Source organism: Streptomyces luteireticuli, assembly GCF_041519305.1.
Classification (GTDB): Bacteria; Actinomycetota; Actinomycetes; order Streptomycetales; family Streptomycetaceae; genus Streptomyces; species Streptomyces luteireticuli.
The window spans coordinates 3,808,794-3,822,141 of sequence record NZ_CP167927.1 but is presented as its reverse complement, the minus strand read 5'-3'; the positions used below and the strand labels follow the sequence as shown (position 1 = coordinate 3,822,141).

General features: G+C 71.8%; 12 protein-coding genes. 6 read left to right on the top strand and 6 right to left on the bottom strand.

Features of this window, described 5'->3' with window-relative positions:
* Positions 1 to 15 precede the first annotated feature (15 nt).
* The 5 genes from mscL to AB8735_RS16755 form a co-directional block, all read right to left on the bottom strand.
* Entirely contained in the window at positions 16 to 495 is a 480-nt protein-coding gene (gene mscL, locus AB8735_RS16775) for a large conductance mechanosensitive channel protein MscL (RefSeq protein WP_344023199.1), read from the bottom strand.
* Between the two features lie 520 nt (positions 496 to 1,015).
* Complete coding sequence (locus AB8735_RS16770) at positions 1,016 to 1,891, bottom strand: S-methyl-5'-thioadenosine phosphorylase (protein WP_372408194.1); 876 nt, start codon at positions 1,889 to 1,891, stop codon at positions 1,016 to 1,018.
* A 145-nt stretch (positions 1,892 to 2,036) separates the two neighbouring features.
* Positions 2,037 to 2,342: an FmdB family zinc ribbon protein gene (locus tag AB8735_RS16765; protein WP_372408193.1), complete on the bottom strand. Its 306-nt coding sequence runs from the start codon at positions 2,340 to 2,342 to the stop codon at positions 2,037 to 2,039.
* A 66-nt stretch (positions 2,343 to 2,408) separates the two neighbouring features.
* A complete protein-coding gene (locus AB8735_RS16760; protein ID WP_344023206.1) occupies positions 2,409 to 3,692 on the bottom strand; it encodes an MFS transporter in 1,284 nt (427 codons plus the stop codon).
* A gap of 190 nt (positions 3,693 to 3,882) precedes the next feature.
* Entirely contained in the window at positions 3,883 to 5,397 is a 1,515-nt protein-coding gene (locus AB8735_RS16755; protein ID WP_344023208.1) for a potassium/proton antiporter, read from the bottom strand.
* A 273-nt stretch (positions 5,398 to 5,670) separates the two neighbouring features.
* Here AB8735_RS16755 and AB8735_RS16750 point away from each other — a divergent pair, with 273 nt between their 5' ends.
* Entirely contained in the window at positions 5,671 to 8,544 is a 2,874-nt protein-coding gene (locus tag AB8735_RS16750) for a penicillin acylase family protein (RefSeq protein ID WP_372408191.1), read from the top strand.
* A 197-nt stretch (positions 8,545 to 8,741) separates the two neighbouring features.
* On the opposite strand, the gene AB8735_RS16745 is transcribed toward AB8735_RS16750, so the two are convergent.
* On the bottom strand, positions 8,742 to 9,326 hold the full coding sequence (locus AB8735_RS16745) for a 5-formyltetrahydrofolate cyclo-ligase (RefSeq protein ID WP_344023212.1): 585 nt from the start codon (positions 9,324 to 9,326) through the stop codon (positions 8,742 to 8,744).
* Between the two features lie 81 nt (positions 9,327 to 9,407).
* Here AB8735_RS16745 and galU point away from each other — a divergent pair, with 81 nt between their 5' ends.
* The 5 genes from galU to AB8735_RS16720 all read left to right on the top strand — a co-directional run bounded on the left by galU (position 9,408) and on the right by AB8735_RS16720 (position 13,331).
* Positions 9,408 to 10,310, top strand: a complete 903-nt coding sequence (gene galU, locus AB8735_RS16740; protein ID WP_344023214.1) for a UTP--glucose-1-phosphate uridylyltransferase GalU — start codon at positions 9,408 to 9,410, stop codon at positions 10,308 to 10,310.
* Between the two features lie 4 nt (positions 10,311 to 10,314).
* Positions 10,315 to 11,622 carry a gephyrin-like molybdotransferase Glp gene (gene glp / locus AB8735_RS16735; RefSeq protein ID WP_372408188.1) on the top strand — a complete coding sequence of 436 codons (1,308 nt, stop codon included), beginning with the start codon at positions 10,315 to 10,317 and terminating at the stop codon, positions 11,620 to 11,622.
* Positions 11,623 to 11,701: 79 nt separating this feature from the next.
* Positions 11,702 to 12,193, top strand: coding sequence for a cyclic pyranopterin monophosphate synthase MoaC (moaC, locus tag AB8735_RS16730; RefSeq protein ID WP_372408186.1), 492 nt, complete (start codon positions 11,702 to 11,704; stop codon positions 12,191 to 12,193).
* A complete protein-coding gene (locus AB8735_RS16725) occupies positions 12,178 to 12,684 on the top strand; it encodes a molybdenum cofactor biosynthesis protein B (protein WP_372411861.1) in 507 nt (168 codons plus the stop codon). Before moaC ends, AB8735_RS16725 begins: the two co-directional genes overlap by 16 nt.
* Entirely contained in the window at positions 12,681 to 13,331 is a 651-nt protein-coding gene (locus AB8735_RS16720) for a GNAT family protein (RefSeq protein ID WP_344023221.1), read from the top strand. Before AB8735_RS16725 ends, AB8735_RS16720 begins: the two co-directional genes overlap by 4 nt.
* Positions 13,332 to 13,348 lie beyond the last annotated feature (17 nt).

Genomic DNA, 13,348 nt, shown 5'->3' with positions numbered 1-13,348 from the left:
CCCGGAGAGTGCGCGCTAGCGCGGTGCGGGCACCGAGTCCGTCCCCGGGCCGCGCCGCTGCTCGATCAGCGTGTCCCGGATCTGCGCCAGCAGCTCGATCTCCGTGGGCTGGGCCGGCTCGTTCTCCGCGGGGCGGCGGGCCGCCTGGCGGTCCTGCCAGCGCTTCATGGGGAGCAGCATCAGGAAGTAGACCACCGCCGCGGTGATCAGGAAGGTGAGCGAGGCGCTCACCACCGAGCCCCACTGGATGAAGACGCCCTTGGTCACCACCCCGGCCGCGTTCTTCTCGCACGGCCCCTTGAGACAGGCGGCGTAACTGTCCAGGTCCGTGGTGCCGAAGGCGCCCACGATGGGGTTGATCACGCCCTTGACCACGGAGTTCACGATGTTGGTGAACGCCGCGCCGATGACAACGGCGACCGCCAGGTCGATCACGTTGCCCCGCATCAGGAATGCCTTGAAGCCCCCGAGGATCCCCGTCCTCTTCTCGCTCACCGAACAGCCTCTCTCCGTACTCGTCTGCCCCGGATGTTCCGGAATGGCGGATTGAACACCATACGAGACCATCCGGCCGGTGTGTCCAATCCATGAACACGATCAGCGGAGACCCCAGCAGGCCAGCAGTGCCGAGCACGGGATCACCACCCCGGCCACGACCGCTACCCAACCCGTCGCCGCACCACGCCGGCGCCCGACGCGCACCGGCGCGAAGTGCGGGACCGCACACGCCGGGGGCGGCACCCAGGAGGGACGCGAGCCGAGGGAGGACGGCCCGGACGCGTGGGAGGACGCGGAGGGCGCGGGAGAGGAGGAGGACAGGGGAGAGGAGGAGGGAAAAGGGGACACGGCAACCACCGCCCGTCGTGGGGGAGTTCCGGAAGGCTCCGAGGAGCCCGGAAGGACGCTCCCCACGATCCCGTCTTTTCCCGGATCCCGCTGAGGCCTGTGGACAGACCGAGGACTGTGGAAAACTCCGTCACCCCATGGGGTGTGCAGGCCGGCCGGATCCGGGCGGTCAGGGCAGTTTGATCCCCAGGTCCCAGCCGTCGAGCGCGTGCGTGCACAGGCAGTCCCGGTCCCCGTTCCCCGGCAGGGCGCCCACCACGTCGAAGAGCACCCCGCGCAGCCGCTCCACGTTCTGCTCGAAGACCCGCAGCACGTCGTGGTGCGTGACGCCGTCCCCCGTCACGGCACCGGCGTCCAGGTCCGTGACCAGCGCCATCGAGGTGTAGCAGAGGCCCAGTTCACGGGCGAGCGCGGCCTCCGGGTGCCCGGTCATGCCGACCACCGACCAGCCCTGCGCCGCGTGCCAGCGCGACTCCGCGCGGGTCGAGAAGCGCGGCCCCTCGACCACCACCATCGTCCCGCCGTCCACCGGCTCCCAGTCGCGCCCGCGCGCCGCGGCCAGCGCGGCCGCGCGCCCGACGGGGCAGTAGGGGTCGGCGAAGGGGAGGTGGACGACTTCCGGCACGCTGCCGTCGGGCAGCCGCTCGCCGTCGTAGAAGGTCTGGGCCCGTGCCTTCGTCCGGTCCACCAGCTGGTCGGGCACCAGGAGCGTCCCCGGCCCGTACTCCTCCCGCAGCCCGCCCACCGCGCACGGGCCCAGCACCTGGCGCACGCCCACGGAGCGCAGGGCCCACAGGTTGGCCCGGTAGTTGATGCGGTGCGGCGGCAGGTGGTGGCCGCGGCCGTGGCGGGGGAGGAAGGCGACCTCGCGCCCCGCCACCTCGCCGAGGAACAGGGAGTCGCTCGGCGGTCCATAGGGCGTCTCCACCGTGACCTCGGTCACGTCGTCGAGGAACGCGTAGAACCCCGAGCCCCCGATGACGCCTATCTCCGCCCGGGGACCCGTCTGTCGGCCGAGAGCATCGGCCGTGCTCGTGTTGACCATGCCGTCACCCTAGGGCGTGTCCGAGGGGCCGGCACAGGCCCTGGCCCACGCCCCCGGAGCCCGGTCGAGCCCCGGAACGCGACGGAGCCCGCCACCTCGCGAAGAGGCGGCGGGCTCCGTCGAAGGACCCTGCGGAGTGAGTGCGTCAGGCGGCCGACGAGCTGCTGCTCGTGCTCGTGGAGGAGCTCGACGAGGCCGCGCTCGAAGCGGGAGCCGTGGAGGACGACGACGTCGTGGCCGCCGCCGGCTTCGCCGGGCTGCTGCTCGACGAGGTGCCACGGCTGTCGTTGCGGTAGAAGCCGGAGCCCTTGAAGACGATGCCGACCGCGGAGAACACCTTCTTCAGGCGTCCGTCGCAGCTCGGGCACACGGTCAAGGCGTCATCGGTGAACTTCTGCACCGCCTCGAGGCCCTCGCCGCACTCGGTGCACTGGTACTGGTAAGTCGGCACTTGCTCCTCCTGGCACTCTCACTCGATGAGTGCTAACGACGCTCCATAGTGCAGTATTCCCGCGCGTCAGTCCACCGCTACGGGCTCACGGTGACCCACCCCACGTGCCGCGACGTGCGACGCCGCGTCCGGGGGAGTGAGGCTGCGGCGCAGTGCCAGCAGGACCAGCAGCGCCAGCGCGGTACCGCACAGCGGCACCAGGAAGCCCGCGTGCGCGCTGAACCGGTCGACCAGCTTGCCGGCCGCCAGGGACCCGGCCGCCTGCCCCAGGCCCACCGAGCCGGTCAGCCAGGTGAACGCCTCGGTCCGGGTCTCGGCCGGGACCAGCTTCTCGACCAGGGTGAAGCCGGTGATCAGCGCCGGGGCGATGCACATGCCGACGAGCAGGCCGAGCCCGCCCAGCAGCGGCGCGGAGTGCGCGGCCCACAGCGGCGTGGTGGCCAGGGTCAGCAGCGGATAGGCGATCAGCAGCCGGCGCTGGGGCGCGCTGCGCCAGGCGACGGTGCCGACGACGATGCCCGCGATCATGTTTCCGGCCGCGAAGCATCCGTAGAGCAGGCCGTTGAGCCCCGGCTCGCCGATCGCCTTGGTGAAGGCGGTCATCGACATCTGCATGCCGCCGAAGACCGAGCCGATGCCGAGGAACATGACGGCGAGGACGCGCACGCCCGTCACCGACAGCGCTGAGGCGCCCTTCTCCTGCCGGTGCCCGCCCGCCGCGCGGCTGGGAAGCGGCTGGGTGCGCCGCTGCGTGGCGAAGAGCAGACCGCCGACGACGGTCAGCACCGCCTCGGCGACCAGGCCCGCCGACGGGTGCACGCCGGTGCACAGCGCGGTGGCCAGCACCGGGCCGATCACAAAGGTGAACTCGTCGGTGACGGACTCGAAGGCGGCCGAGGTCGCCATCAGCGGCGAGCCCGTCAGCTTGGCCGCCCAGCGGGCCCGCACCATCGGGCCTATCTGGGGGGTGGACGCACCGGCGGGCACCGCCGCGGCGAACAGCGCCCACAGCGGTGCGTGCGACAGCGCCAGCGTGATCAGCAGCGAGATCGCGGCCGCGTGCACGACCACGCCGGGCAGCAGCACGGCGGCCTGTCCGAAGCGGTCCGCGAGCTTGCCGCCCTGCGGGGCGAACAGCGCCATGGCCACACCGGCGGTCGCCGAGACGGCGCCCGCCGTCGTGTAGGAGCCGGTGGTGTTCTGGACGAGCAGCAGGATGCCGATGGTGAGCATCGCGAACGGCTGCCGTGCCAGGAAGCCGGGGAGCAGGAACGTCCAGGCGCCGCGCGTGCGCAGCAGCTGACCGTACCCGGGGCGTGTCCCGGCGGATTCGTTGACCGTGCCTGCCACGGTCCGGCCTTTCCGCCGCCTGGTAGCACGCCCCGGACGGGATCGCCGCACGGAGCGCGCCGAGAGCTGTCCTCTCGCGCAGGACCGTGGTAGATACCGCGCCGGCCGCCTTGTCGCGGCCGCGGCCGCCGTGCGGTCGCGCCAGCCCTGCATCAGGCAGAGTTGGTTCGATGTATTGAGCAGGATGAACTTAGTTCTTCCCTACCATACCTGGCGCTTGTTTCCGGCCCGTTTTCCCTGGAATGGCAACCGGCGTCCCATTGCTGGTGCCCCCGGTGCCCAGCCAGCCGGCCAGCTTGCCGCCTTCGGAGACTGCCAGCAGCCGTTTCTCGGCCGCGTCCCGGACCGGGTCGGTGGCCACCACCAGCAGTTCGTCCCCGTGCCGCAGGACGGTCGTCGGCCCCGGGACGAAGCTCGTCCCGTCGCGGACGACCAGGGTGACGGACGCCCCGGCCGGCAGCCGCAGCTCCGCCACCTCGACGCCGTGCATCTTCGAGCCCTCGGGGACCGCCACCGACAGCAGGTGCCCGCGCAGCCGCTCCAGCGGGGCCGACTCGATGCCCAGGTCCTCGGCCTCGGTCTTCCCCAGCTTGAGACGGCGGGCCAGCCAGGGCAGCGTCGGGCCCTGGACCAGGGTGTAGACGATCACCAGGACGAAGACGATGTTGAACATCCGCCGGGCCTCGGGCACGCCCGCCACCATGGGGATGGTGGCCAGCACGATGGGCACGGCGCCGCGCAGCCCGGCCCAGGAGAGCAGCACCTTCTCCTGCCAGGGGAGCCGGAACGGGGCGGTGCTCAGGAAGACCGACAGCGGCCGGGCCACCACCGTCAGCACCAGGCCGACCGCGAGCGCGGGCACGATGTCGTCCCCCAGCTCGTGCGGGGTGACCAGCAGACCGAGCAGGACGAACATCCCGATCTGGGCAATCCAGCCGAGCCCCTCGGCGAACCCCCGGGTGGCCGGCTGGTGCGGCAGTTTGGCGTTGCCCAGGATCAGCGCGGCGAGGTAGACCGCGAGGAAGCCGGAGCCGTGGGCGAGCGCGCCGCCCGCGTAGGCGATCGTCGCGATGGCCATGACGGCGATCGGATAGAGGCCGGAGGCGGGCAGGGCGATGTGCCGCAGTCCGTACGCGCCGAGGAAGCCGATGGCCAGGCCCACGGCCGCGCCGATGGCCAGTTCCAGGGCGATCTTGCCGAGCAGCAGGTACCAGTGCTCGACCGGTCCGGCGGCCGAGAAGGCGACGACGAGGATGACGACGGGGGCGTCGTTGAAGCCCGACTCGGCCTCCAGGGCACCGGTCAGCCGGGACGGGAGGGGAACGTTGCGCAGGACGGAGAAGACGGCGGCGGCATCGGTCGAGGAGACGACCGCGCCGACGATCAGCGCCTGCCGCCACTCCACGCCGGCCAGGTAGTGGGCGGCGGCGGCCGTGACGCCGACGCTCACGGCGACGCCGAAGGTGGACAGGACCGCGGCGGCGGGCAGGGCGGGTTTGATCTCGTGCCACTTGGTGCCGAGACCGCCCTCGGCGAGGATCACGACCAGCGCGGCGTAACCCATGACCTGGGTCAGACCGACGTCGTCGAAGCCGACGCCTATGCCGTCCTGGCCTATCGCGATGCCGATGCCCAGATAGATGAGCAGGCCGGGGAGCCCACTGCGGGAGGAGACCCGTACCGCCGCCACCGCTACCAGCAGCACGAGCGAGCAGACGAGCAGGAGTTCGTTGAGGTGGTGGACAGTCAGGGGCCGCTCCCTTCACTAGAACTCCGGCCGCGGCACAGCGAAACGTTCCTGTGGACGGCCGGAATTTCGTTTCCTCTCCTAACATTTTACGGGTTCTTAACGCCTTTCGGTGGCCCGGCCGTCGTCCGCCCGCAGCGGCGGTGACGACTCCGCGTCCGGCCGCCGGGTGCCCTGCGCCTATGGTTGCTTCCAGCACTCCAGGACCACCCGGCCCCGCGAAGGACAGCGATGCCCTCCAACAACACCGGCCCTTCCGGCAAGAAAAAGAAGGGACGCCGCGCCCGCCTGCTCGGGATCAGCCTCGTGCTGCTGCTCATGGGAGGCACGGGCTACGGGGCGTACTGGGGCGTCGACACCGTCCGCGCCTCGTTCCCGGAGACCACCGGCACGATCCAGCTCAAGGGCCTCAAGGGTCAGGTGCGGGTCGAGCGGGACGGGAACGGGATCCCCCAGGTCTACGCGGACTCCGCCGAGGACCTCTTCCGCGCGCAGGGCTTCGTCCAGGCGCAGGACCGGTTCTGGGAGATGGACGTCCGCCGGCACCTGACGGCCGGCCGCCTCTCGGAGATGTTCGGCTCCGGACAGGTGGAGACCGACGCCTTCGTCCGCACCATGGGCTGGCGGAAGGTGGCGCAGGAGGAGTACGACACCAAGCTCTCCGCGGAGACCAAGAAGTACCTCCAGGCGTACTCCGACGGCGTCAACGCCTACCTCAAGGACCACCAGGGCAAGTCGCTGTCCGTGGAGTACGCGGCCCTGGAGTTCGAGAACGACTACAAGCCCGAGAAGTGGACCCCGGTCGACTCGGTCGCCTGGCTCAAGGCGATGGCCTGGGACCTGCGCGCCAACCTGCGGGACGAGATCGACCGCTCGCTCGCCTCGACCCGGCTGGACGCGAAGCAGATCGAGCAGCTGTACCCGTCGTATCCGTACGACCGCAACAAGCCGATCGTCGAGGGCGGCGGTTACGACGCCCTGGCGAAGGAGTTCGATCCGAAGGCCGCGCCGTCGTCCGCGTCCTCCGGGGCGCAGCAGGGCACGGTCAACGGCGTTCCCGGCAACGGGGCGTCCGCCACCGGCGGGACGCCCGGCAGCAACGGGACGTCCGGCAACGGCGGTACGCCCTCCGGCAGCACCAACAGGACCACCCCCGGCGGCGCCTCCGCCACCGGCGGGCTGCGCAGCGGCCTGTCCGCCCTGTCGAAGACGCTCGGCCAGATGCCGGCGCTGCTGGGCCCCAACGGCAACGGCATCGGCTCCAACTCCTGGGTCGTCGGCGGCAAGTACACGACCACCGGCAAGCCGCTGCTCGCCAACGACCCGCACCTCGCGCCGCAGATGCCCTCGCTCTGGTACCAGATGGGCCTGCACTGCACGAAGACCAGCGCCGAGTGCCCGTACGACGTGGCCGGTTACACCTTCGCGGGCATGCCCGGCGTCGTCATCGGCCACAACCAGGACATCGCCTGGGGCATGACCAACCTCGGCGCCGACGTCGCCGACCTCTACCTGGAGAAGGTCTCCTCGGACGGCACGTACCAGTTCGGCGGACAGCAGAAGCCGCTCGCCACCCGCAAGGAGATCATCAAGGTCGCGGGCGGCAAGGACCGCGAGTTCACCATCCGCTCGACCAACAACGGCCCGATCGTCTCCGACCGCAACGACGAGCTGTCGAAGGTCGGCCAGGACGCCCCGGTCAAGGGTTCGGCGCCGGACCGCGCCGAGGGGTACGCGGTCTCGCTGCGCTGGACCGCGCTCAACGCGGGCAGGACCATGGACGCGGTCTTCGCCCTGGACCGGGCCTCGGACTTCACCGAGTTCCGCAAGGCGGCCGCCGACTTCGCGGTCCCTTCGCAGAACCTGATCTACGCGGACACCAAGGGCCACATCGGCTACCAGGCCCCCGGCCAGATCCCGGTGCGCGGCCCGAAGCACGACGGCCGGCTGCCCGCCCCCGGCTGGGACCCCGCCTACAGCTGGAAGGGCTACGTCCCGCAGTCCGCGCTGCCCTGGGACTACGACCCCAAGCGCGGCTACATCGTGACCGCCAACCAGGCCGTCGTCGACAAGAAGTACCCGCTCCCGCTGACCTCCGACTGGGGCTACGGCGTCCGCAGCCAGCGCATCAACGAGCTGATCCAGTCGAAGATCAAGGACGGCGGGAAGATCTCGACCGAGGACATGCAGAAGATGCAGATGGACAACAGCAGCGAGGTCGCCAAGCTGCTGACGCCCTACCTGCTCAAGATCAAGCTCAAGGGCCCCAACGAGCGCGAGACCAAATACCTCAAGGAAGCCCAGGAGCTGCTGAAGGACTGGGACTACCACCAGGACGCCGACTCGGCCGCCGCCGCGTACTTCAACGCGGTCTGGCGCAACACCCTCAAGCTCGCCTTCGGCAACAAGCTCCCCAAGGAGCTGCGCGTCAAGGGCCAGTGCCTGCGGGTGCGCCCGACCAACGACGCGGGTCCCAAGGAGGACCTCGACGGCAACACCCGCCTGGTCACGGAGTGCGGCGAGCGCGAGCCGGACGAGGCCCAGCCGGACGGCGGCGACCGCTGGTTCGAGGTCGTCCGCACGATCATCGACAAGCCGGACGACGCCTGGTGGAAGACCAACGGCACCCGCGCCAACCCGGGCTCCAAGAACCGTGACGAGCTGCTGGCCCGCGCCATGAAGGACGCGCGCTGGGAGCTGACCTCCAAGCTCGGCAAGGACGTCTCGTCCTGGAGCTGGGGCCGCCTGCACCAGCTGAACCTGAAGAACCAGACGCTGGGCAAGGAAGGCCCGTCCATCGTGAAGTGGCTGCTCAACCGCGGCCCGTGGAACCTGGCGGGCGGCGAGGCCGCGGTCAACGCGGCGGGCTGGAACGCGGCCGGGGGGTACGAGGTGCTCTGGGTGCCGTCCATGCGGATGGTCGTGAACCTGGACGACTTCGACAAGTCCCGCTGGATCAACCTGACGGGTGCGTCGGGTCACGCGTACAACGCGCACTACTACGACCAGACGGACAAGTGGGCCCGTGGTGAGCTGCTGCCGTGGGCGTACACGGCGGGTGCGGTGAAGAAGGCGACGGAGGATTCGCTGACGCTGCGGCCGTAGGGCCGCGGCGGGGGATTCTTGCCCCTGTCCCGCCCTTTCACCGTTTCCTTGCGCTCCGCGCGGGTGTCCTCAAGCGCCGGACGGGCTGATTCAGCCCGTCCGGCGCTTGAGGACTAACGCGGCGCAGCCGCGTTGCGGGTCCGGGCGGAGCCCGGAAGAAACGGTGAAAGGGCGGGTCCGGGGCACATTCCCCCGCGTCAGCGGAACCTCCGCACCCCGCCCGGCGTCACCACCGCGTCCACTGGCTGATCATGCGCCTCCGCCGGCACCCGCCCGACCACCTCGTGGTCGTAGAGCAGGACGACCCGGGCCACCGAAGCCCCTTCCAGCCGCGCCAGCGCCCGGTCGTACGACCCGCCCCCGCGCCCCAGCCGCAGCCCCCGGCCGTCCACGGCCAGCCCCGGCAGCAGCACGGCCTCCGCCTCCGTCACGGCGGAGGGCCCCAGCCGCTCCCCGTCGGGTTCCAGCAGCCCCCGTCCGGCGCGGACGAGATGATCAGGTCCCCGGTAGGCCGCCCAGTCCAGGTCGTTGTCCGGCAGCAGCACCGGCAGCAGCACCCGCGTTCCCCGTTCCCGCAGGGCCTCCAGCAGTGCCCGGGTGCCCGGTTCGCGGCCCACCGAGACGTATGCGGCCACGGTTCCGGCGTCCGCGAGCTCCGGAAGATCGAGCGCGCGCCTCCCCAGCGCTTCCTGCGCCCCCTGGACGGCTTCGGCGCTCAGGGCCGCTCGCCGGTCGAGCAGCGTTCGCCGCAAGTCGGCCTTGTCGACATCGGACTTGCCCATTGTTCGTACAAACTCCTTTTCTCGGTTCATACTCGGTGGAGCCGCATCTTCCACTCATACGCAACGGATAGTGTTCGCCCCATGACTCACGCGCGTCGTCGGATCAGCAAGGCTGTCATTCCTGCCGCCGGTCTCGGTACCCGCTTCCTTCCGGCCACCAAGGCCACGCCCAAGGAAATGCTGCCGGTCGTCGACAAGCCGGCGATCCAGTACGTGGTGGAGGAGGCGGTCCAGGCCGGACTGACCGACGTCCTCATGATCACCGGTCGCAACAAGCGCCCGCTGGAAGATCACTTCGACCGGAACTACGAGCTGGAGGAGGCCCTGCGGCGCAAGGGCGACGCCTCCCGGCTGGCCCGCGTGCAGGAATCCAGCAACCTCGGGACGATGCACTACGTGCGCCAGGGCGACCCCAAGGGCCTCGGCCACGCGGTGCTGTGCGCCGCGCCGCACGTGGGGGACGAGCCGTTCGCCGTGCTGCTGGGCGACGACCTGATCGACGCCCGGGACCCCTTGCTCTCGCGGATGGTGGACATCCAGCGCCACAGCGGCGGCAGCGTGATCGCCCTGCTGGAGGTGGACCCTTCGCAGATCCACCTCTACGGCTGCGCCGCGGTCAAGCCCACCGACGCCGAGGACGTCGTCGAGGTCACCGGCCTGGTGGAGAAGCCGGATCCGGCCGAGGCGCCGAGCAACTACGCGGTGATCGGCCGCTATGTGCTCGATCCGGCCATCTTCGACGTGCTGCGCGAGACCCCGCCCGGGCGCGGCGGCGAGATCCAGCTCACCGACGCGCTCCAGGCCCTCGCCGCCGAGCCGGGGCTCGGCGGGCCGGTGCACGGCGTGGTGTTCAAGGGACGCCGTTATGACACCGGTGACCGTGGTGACTATCTGCGTGCCATTGTCAGACTGGCATGCGAACGCGAGGATCTGGGGCCGGACTTCCGGGCCTGGCTCCGCAGGTACGTCACCGAGGAGATGTAGCGCTTTGACCGATACAGCCCCGGCCCCCGCCGCGGACCGCCTCTGGTCCGTGGACGAGCACCTCGCCGACATCCTGGGCAGGATCCGCCCGTTGGAGCCCATCGAGCTCCAACTCCTGGACGCCCAGGGCTGCGTGCTCGTCGAGGACGTCACCGTCCCCGCGGCCCTGCCGCCCTTCGACAACAGCTCCATGGACGGCTACGCGGTCCGCACCGCCGATGTCGAGGGCGCGAGCGAGGAGTTCCCGGCGGTGCTCAGGGTCGTTGGCGACGTCCCGGCGGGCGGCGCGGAGCTGCCCGCCGTCGGCCCCGGCGAGGCCGCCCGGATCATGACCGGGGCACCGCTGCCGCCCGGCGCCGAGGCGGTCGTCCCCGTGGAGTGGACCGACGGCGGCCTCGGCGGCGGCCCGGCCACCACGATGTCCGCCCGCCGTCCGGTCCCCGGGGGCGGTCTGGGCGAGGTCCGGATCCACCGCCCCGCCGCCGCCCGCGCCCACGTCCGCGCCCGAGGCAGCGACGTCGCCGCCGGAGACCTCGCGCTCGCCGCGGGCACCGTCCTCGGCCCCGCCCAGCTCGGCCTCCTCGCCGCGATCGGCCGCGCCACCGTGACCGTCCGCCCGCGTCCCCGGATCGTCGTCCTGTCCACCGGCAGCGAGCTCGTCCCGCCCGGCGAACCCCTCGCCCCCGGCCGCATCCACGACTCCAACAGCTACCTCCTCGCCGCCTGCGCCCGCTCCGCCGGCGCCCTCGCCTACCGCGTCGGCGCGGTCGACGACGACGCCGGGACCCTGCGCGCCACCCTGGAGGACCAGCTCATCCGGGCCGACGCCGTCGTCACCAGCGGCGGCGTGAGCGTCGGCGCCTACGACGTCGTCAAGGAGGCCCTCTCCGGGCTCACGGGCGACGAGGGCAGCGTCGACTTCCGTGCGCTGGCGATGCAGCCCGGCAAGCCCCAGGGCTTCGGCCGGCTCGGCCCGGACCGCGTCCCCCTCTTCGCGCTGCCCGGCAACCCCGTGAGCTCCTACGTCTCCTTCGAGCTCTTCGTCCGCCCCGCCGTCCGCGCCCTGATGGGCCTCCCGCCGCACGACCGGTCCGTGGTGCGGGCCGAGTGCACCGCGGCGGTCGCCGGTTCGCCCCGGGGCCGCCGCCAGTACCTGCGGGGACGGTACGAGGACGGCCGGGTGACCCCCGTCGGCGGCGCGAGCTCCCACCTGGTCGCCGCCCTCGCCCACGCCAACGCCCTGATCGTCGTCCCCGAGGACACCACCTCCGTCCCCGCGGGGACGGAACTCGACGCCATCCTTCTCGACTAGCGGCCTTCCGGACCGACGGCTCCCCGCTCCGGGTACGGTGACTGCCCATCCCAACCAACCGACCCGGACCGGGAGAACGATGAGCAGCGCCCAGCACCCACCCGCCAGGCTGACGCACCTCGACGACGCGGGAGCGGCGCGCATGGTCGACGTCTCGGCCAAGGACGTCACCGCCCGTACGGCCCGGGCGAGCGGGCGGGTGCTCGTCTCGCCGCGCGTGGTGGAGCTGCTGCGCGGCGAGGGCCTGCCCAAGGGGGACGTCCTCGCCACCGCCCGGATCGCGGGGATCATGGGCGCCAAGCGCACCCCCGAGATCATCCCCCTCTGCCACCCGCTGCCCCTCACGGGCGTCGTGGTCGACCTGGCGGTCGCCGACGACGCGATCGAGATCACCGCCACCGTGCGCACCACGGGCCGCACCGGTGTGGAGATGGAGGCCATGACCGCCGTCTCCACGGCCGCGCTCACGGTGGTCGACATGATCAAGGCGGTCGACAAGGCGGCCGTGATCACCGGCATCCGGGTCGAGGAGAAGACGGGCGGCAAGTCCGGCGACTGGCGGCGACCGTGAGAGCCCTGGTGATCACCGCCTCCAACCGCGCCGCGGCCGGCGTCTACCCCGACCGCGGCGGCCCCCTGCTCGCCGAGGGACTGGCCGCGCTGGGCTTCGAGGTCGCGGACGTCCGTGTGGTGCCCGACGGCGACCCGGTGGAGGCGGCCCTGCGCGCCGCCGTCGCCGACGCGTACGACGTGGTGCTCACCACCGGCGGCACCGGCATCTCGCCCACCGACCGCACCCCCGAGGCCACCCGGGCCGTCCTGGACTACGAGGTCCCGGGCATCGCCGAGGCCATCCGGGCCGAGGGGCTCGCCAAGGTCCCCACGGCCGCGCTCTCCCGCGGACTGGCCGGGGTGGCGGGCCGCACCCTGATCGTCAACCTGCCCGGCTCGACGGGCGGGGTGCGCGACGGCCTCGCCGTCCTGACCCGTCTGCTGCCGCACGCGGTGGACCAGCTGCGCGGCGGTGACCACCCCGGGCCGGATCCCCGGACCCCGCGATGAGCACCTGGCCGGTCGCCCTCGCGGACGGCGACGTGGTCCTGCGGCCCATCCGCCTGCGCGACCAGAGCGCCTGGCGCGAGGTCAACCGGCGCAACCGCGACTGGCTGCGCCCCTGGGAGGCGACCGTCCCGCCGCCCCCGCCCGGTGCCCGGCCCGCCCGCCGGCCCACCTACCGGCAGATGGTCCGCCACCTGCGCGCCGAGGCCCACGCCGGGCGCATGCTGCCCTTCGTCATCGAGTACCGCGACGAGCTGGCCGGCCAGCTCACCGTCGCCGGGATCACCTGGGGCTCGATGTGCTCGGCGCACATCGGCTACTGGGTGGACGAGGCGGTGGCCGGCCGGGGCGTCATGCCGACCGCCCTCGCGCTCGCCGTGGACCACTGCTTCCACGGTCTGGGCCTGCACCGCGTCGAGGTCTGCATCCGTCCCGAGAACGCGCCCAGCCGGCGCGTGGTGGAGAAGCTGGGCTTCCGGGAGGAGGGCCTGCGCCCGCGCTATCTGCACATCGACGGGGACTGGCGCGACCACCTCGTCTACGCGCTCACCGCCGACGAGGCGCGGGACGGGCTGCTGTCCCGCTGGCACCGGTCGCGGGACGGCCATGGGACCCAGGGCAGCCATGGGACCCAGGACATGAAGAAATAAAACAAATATTCGAACTT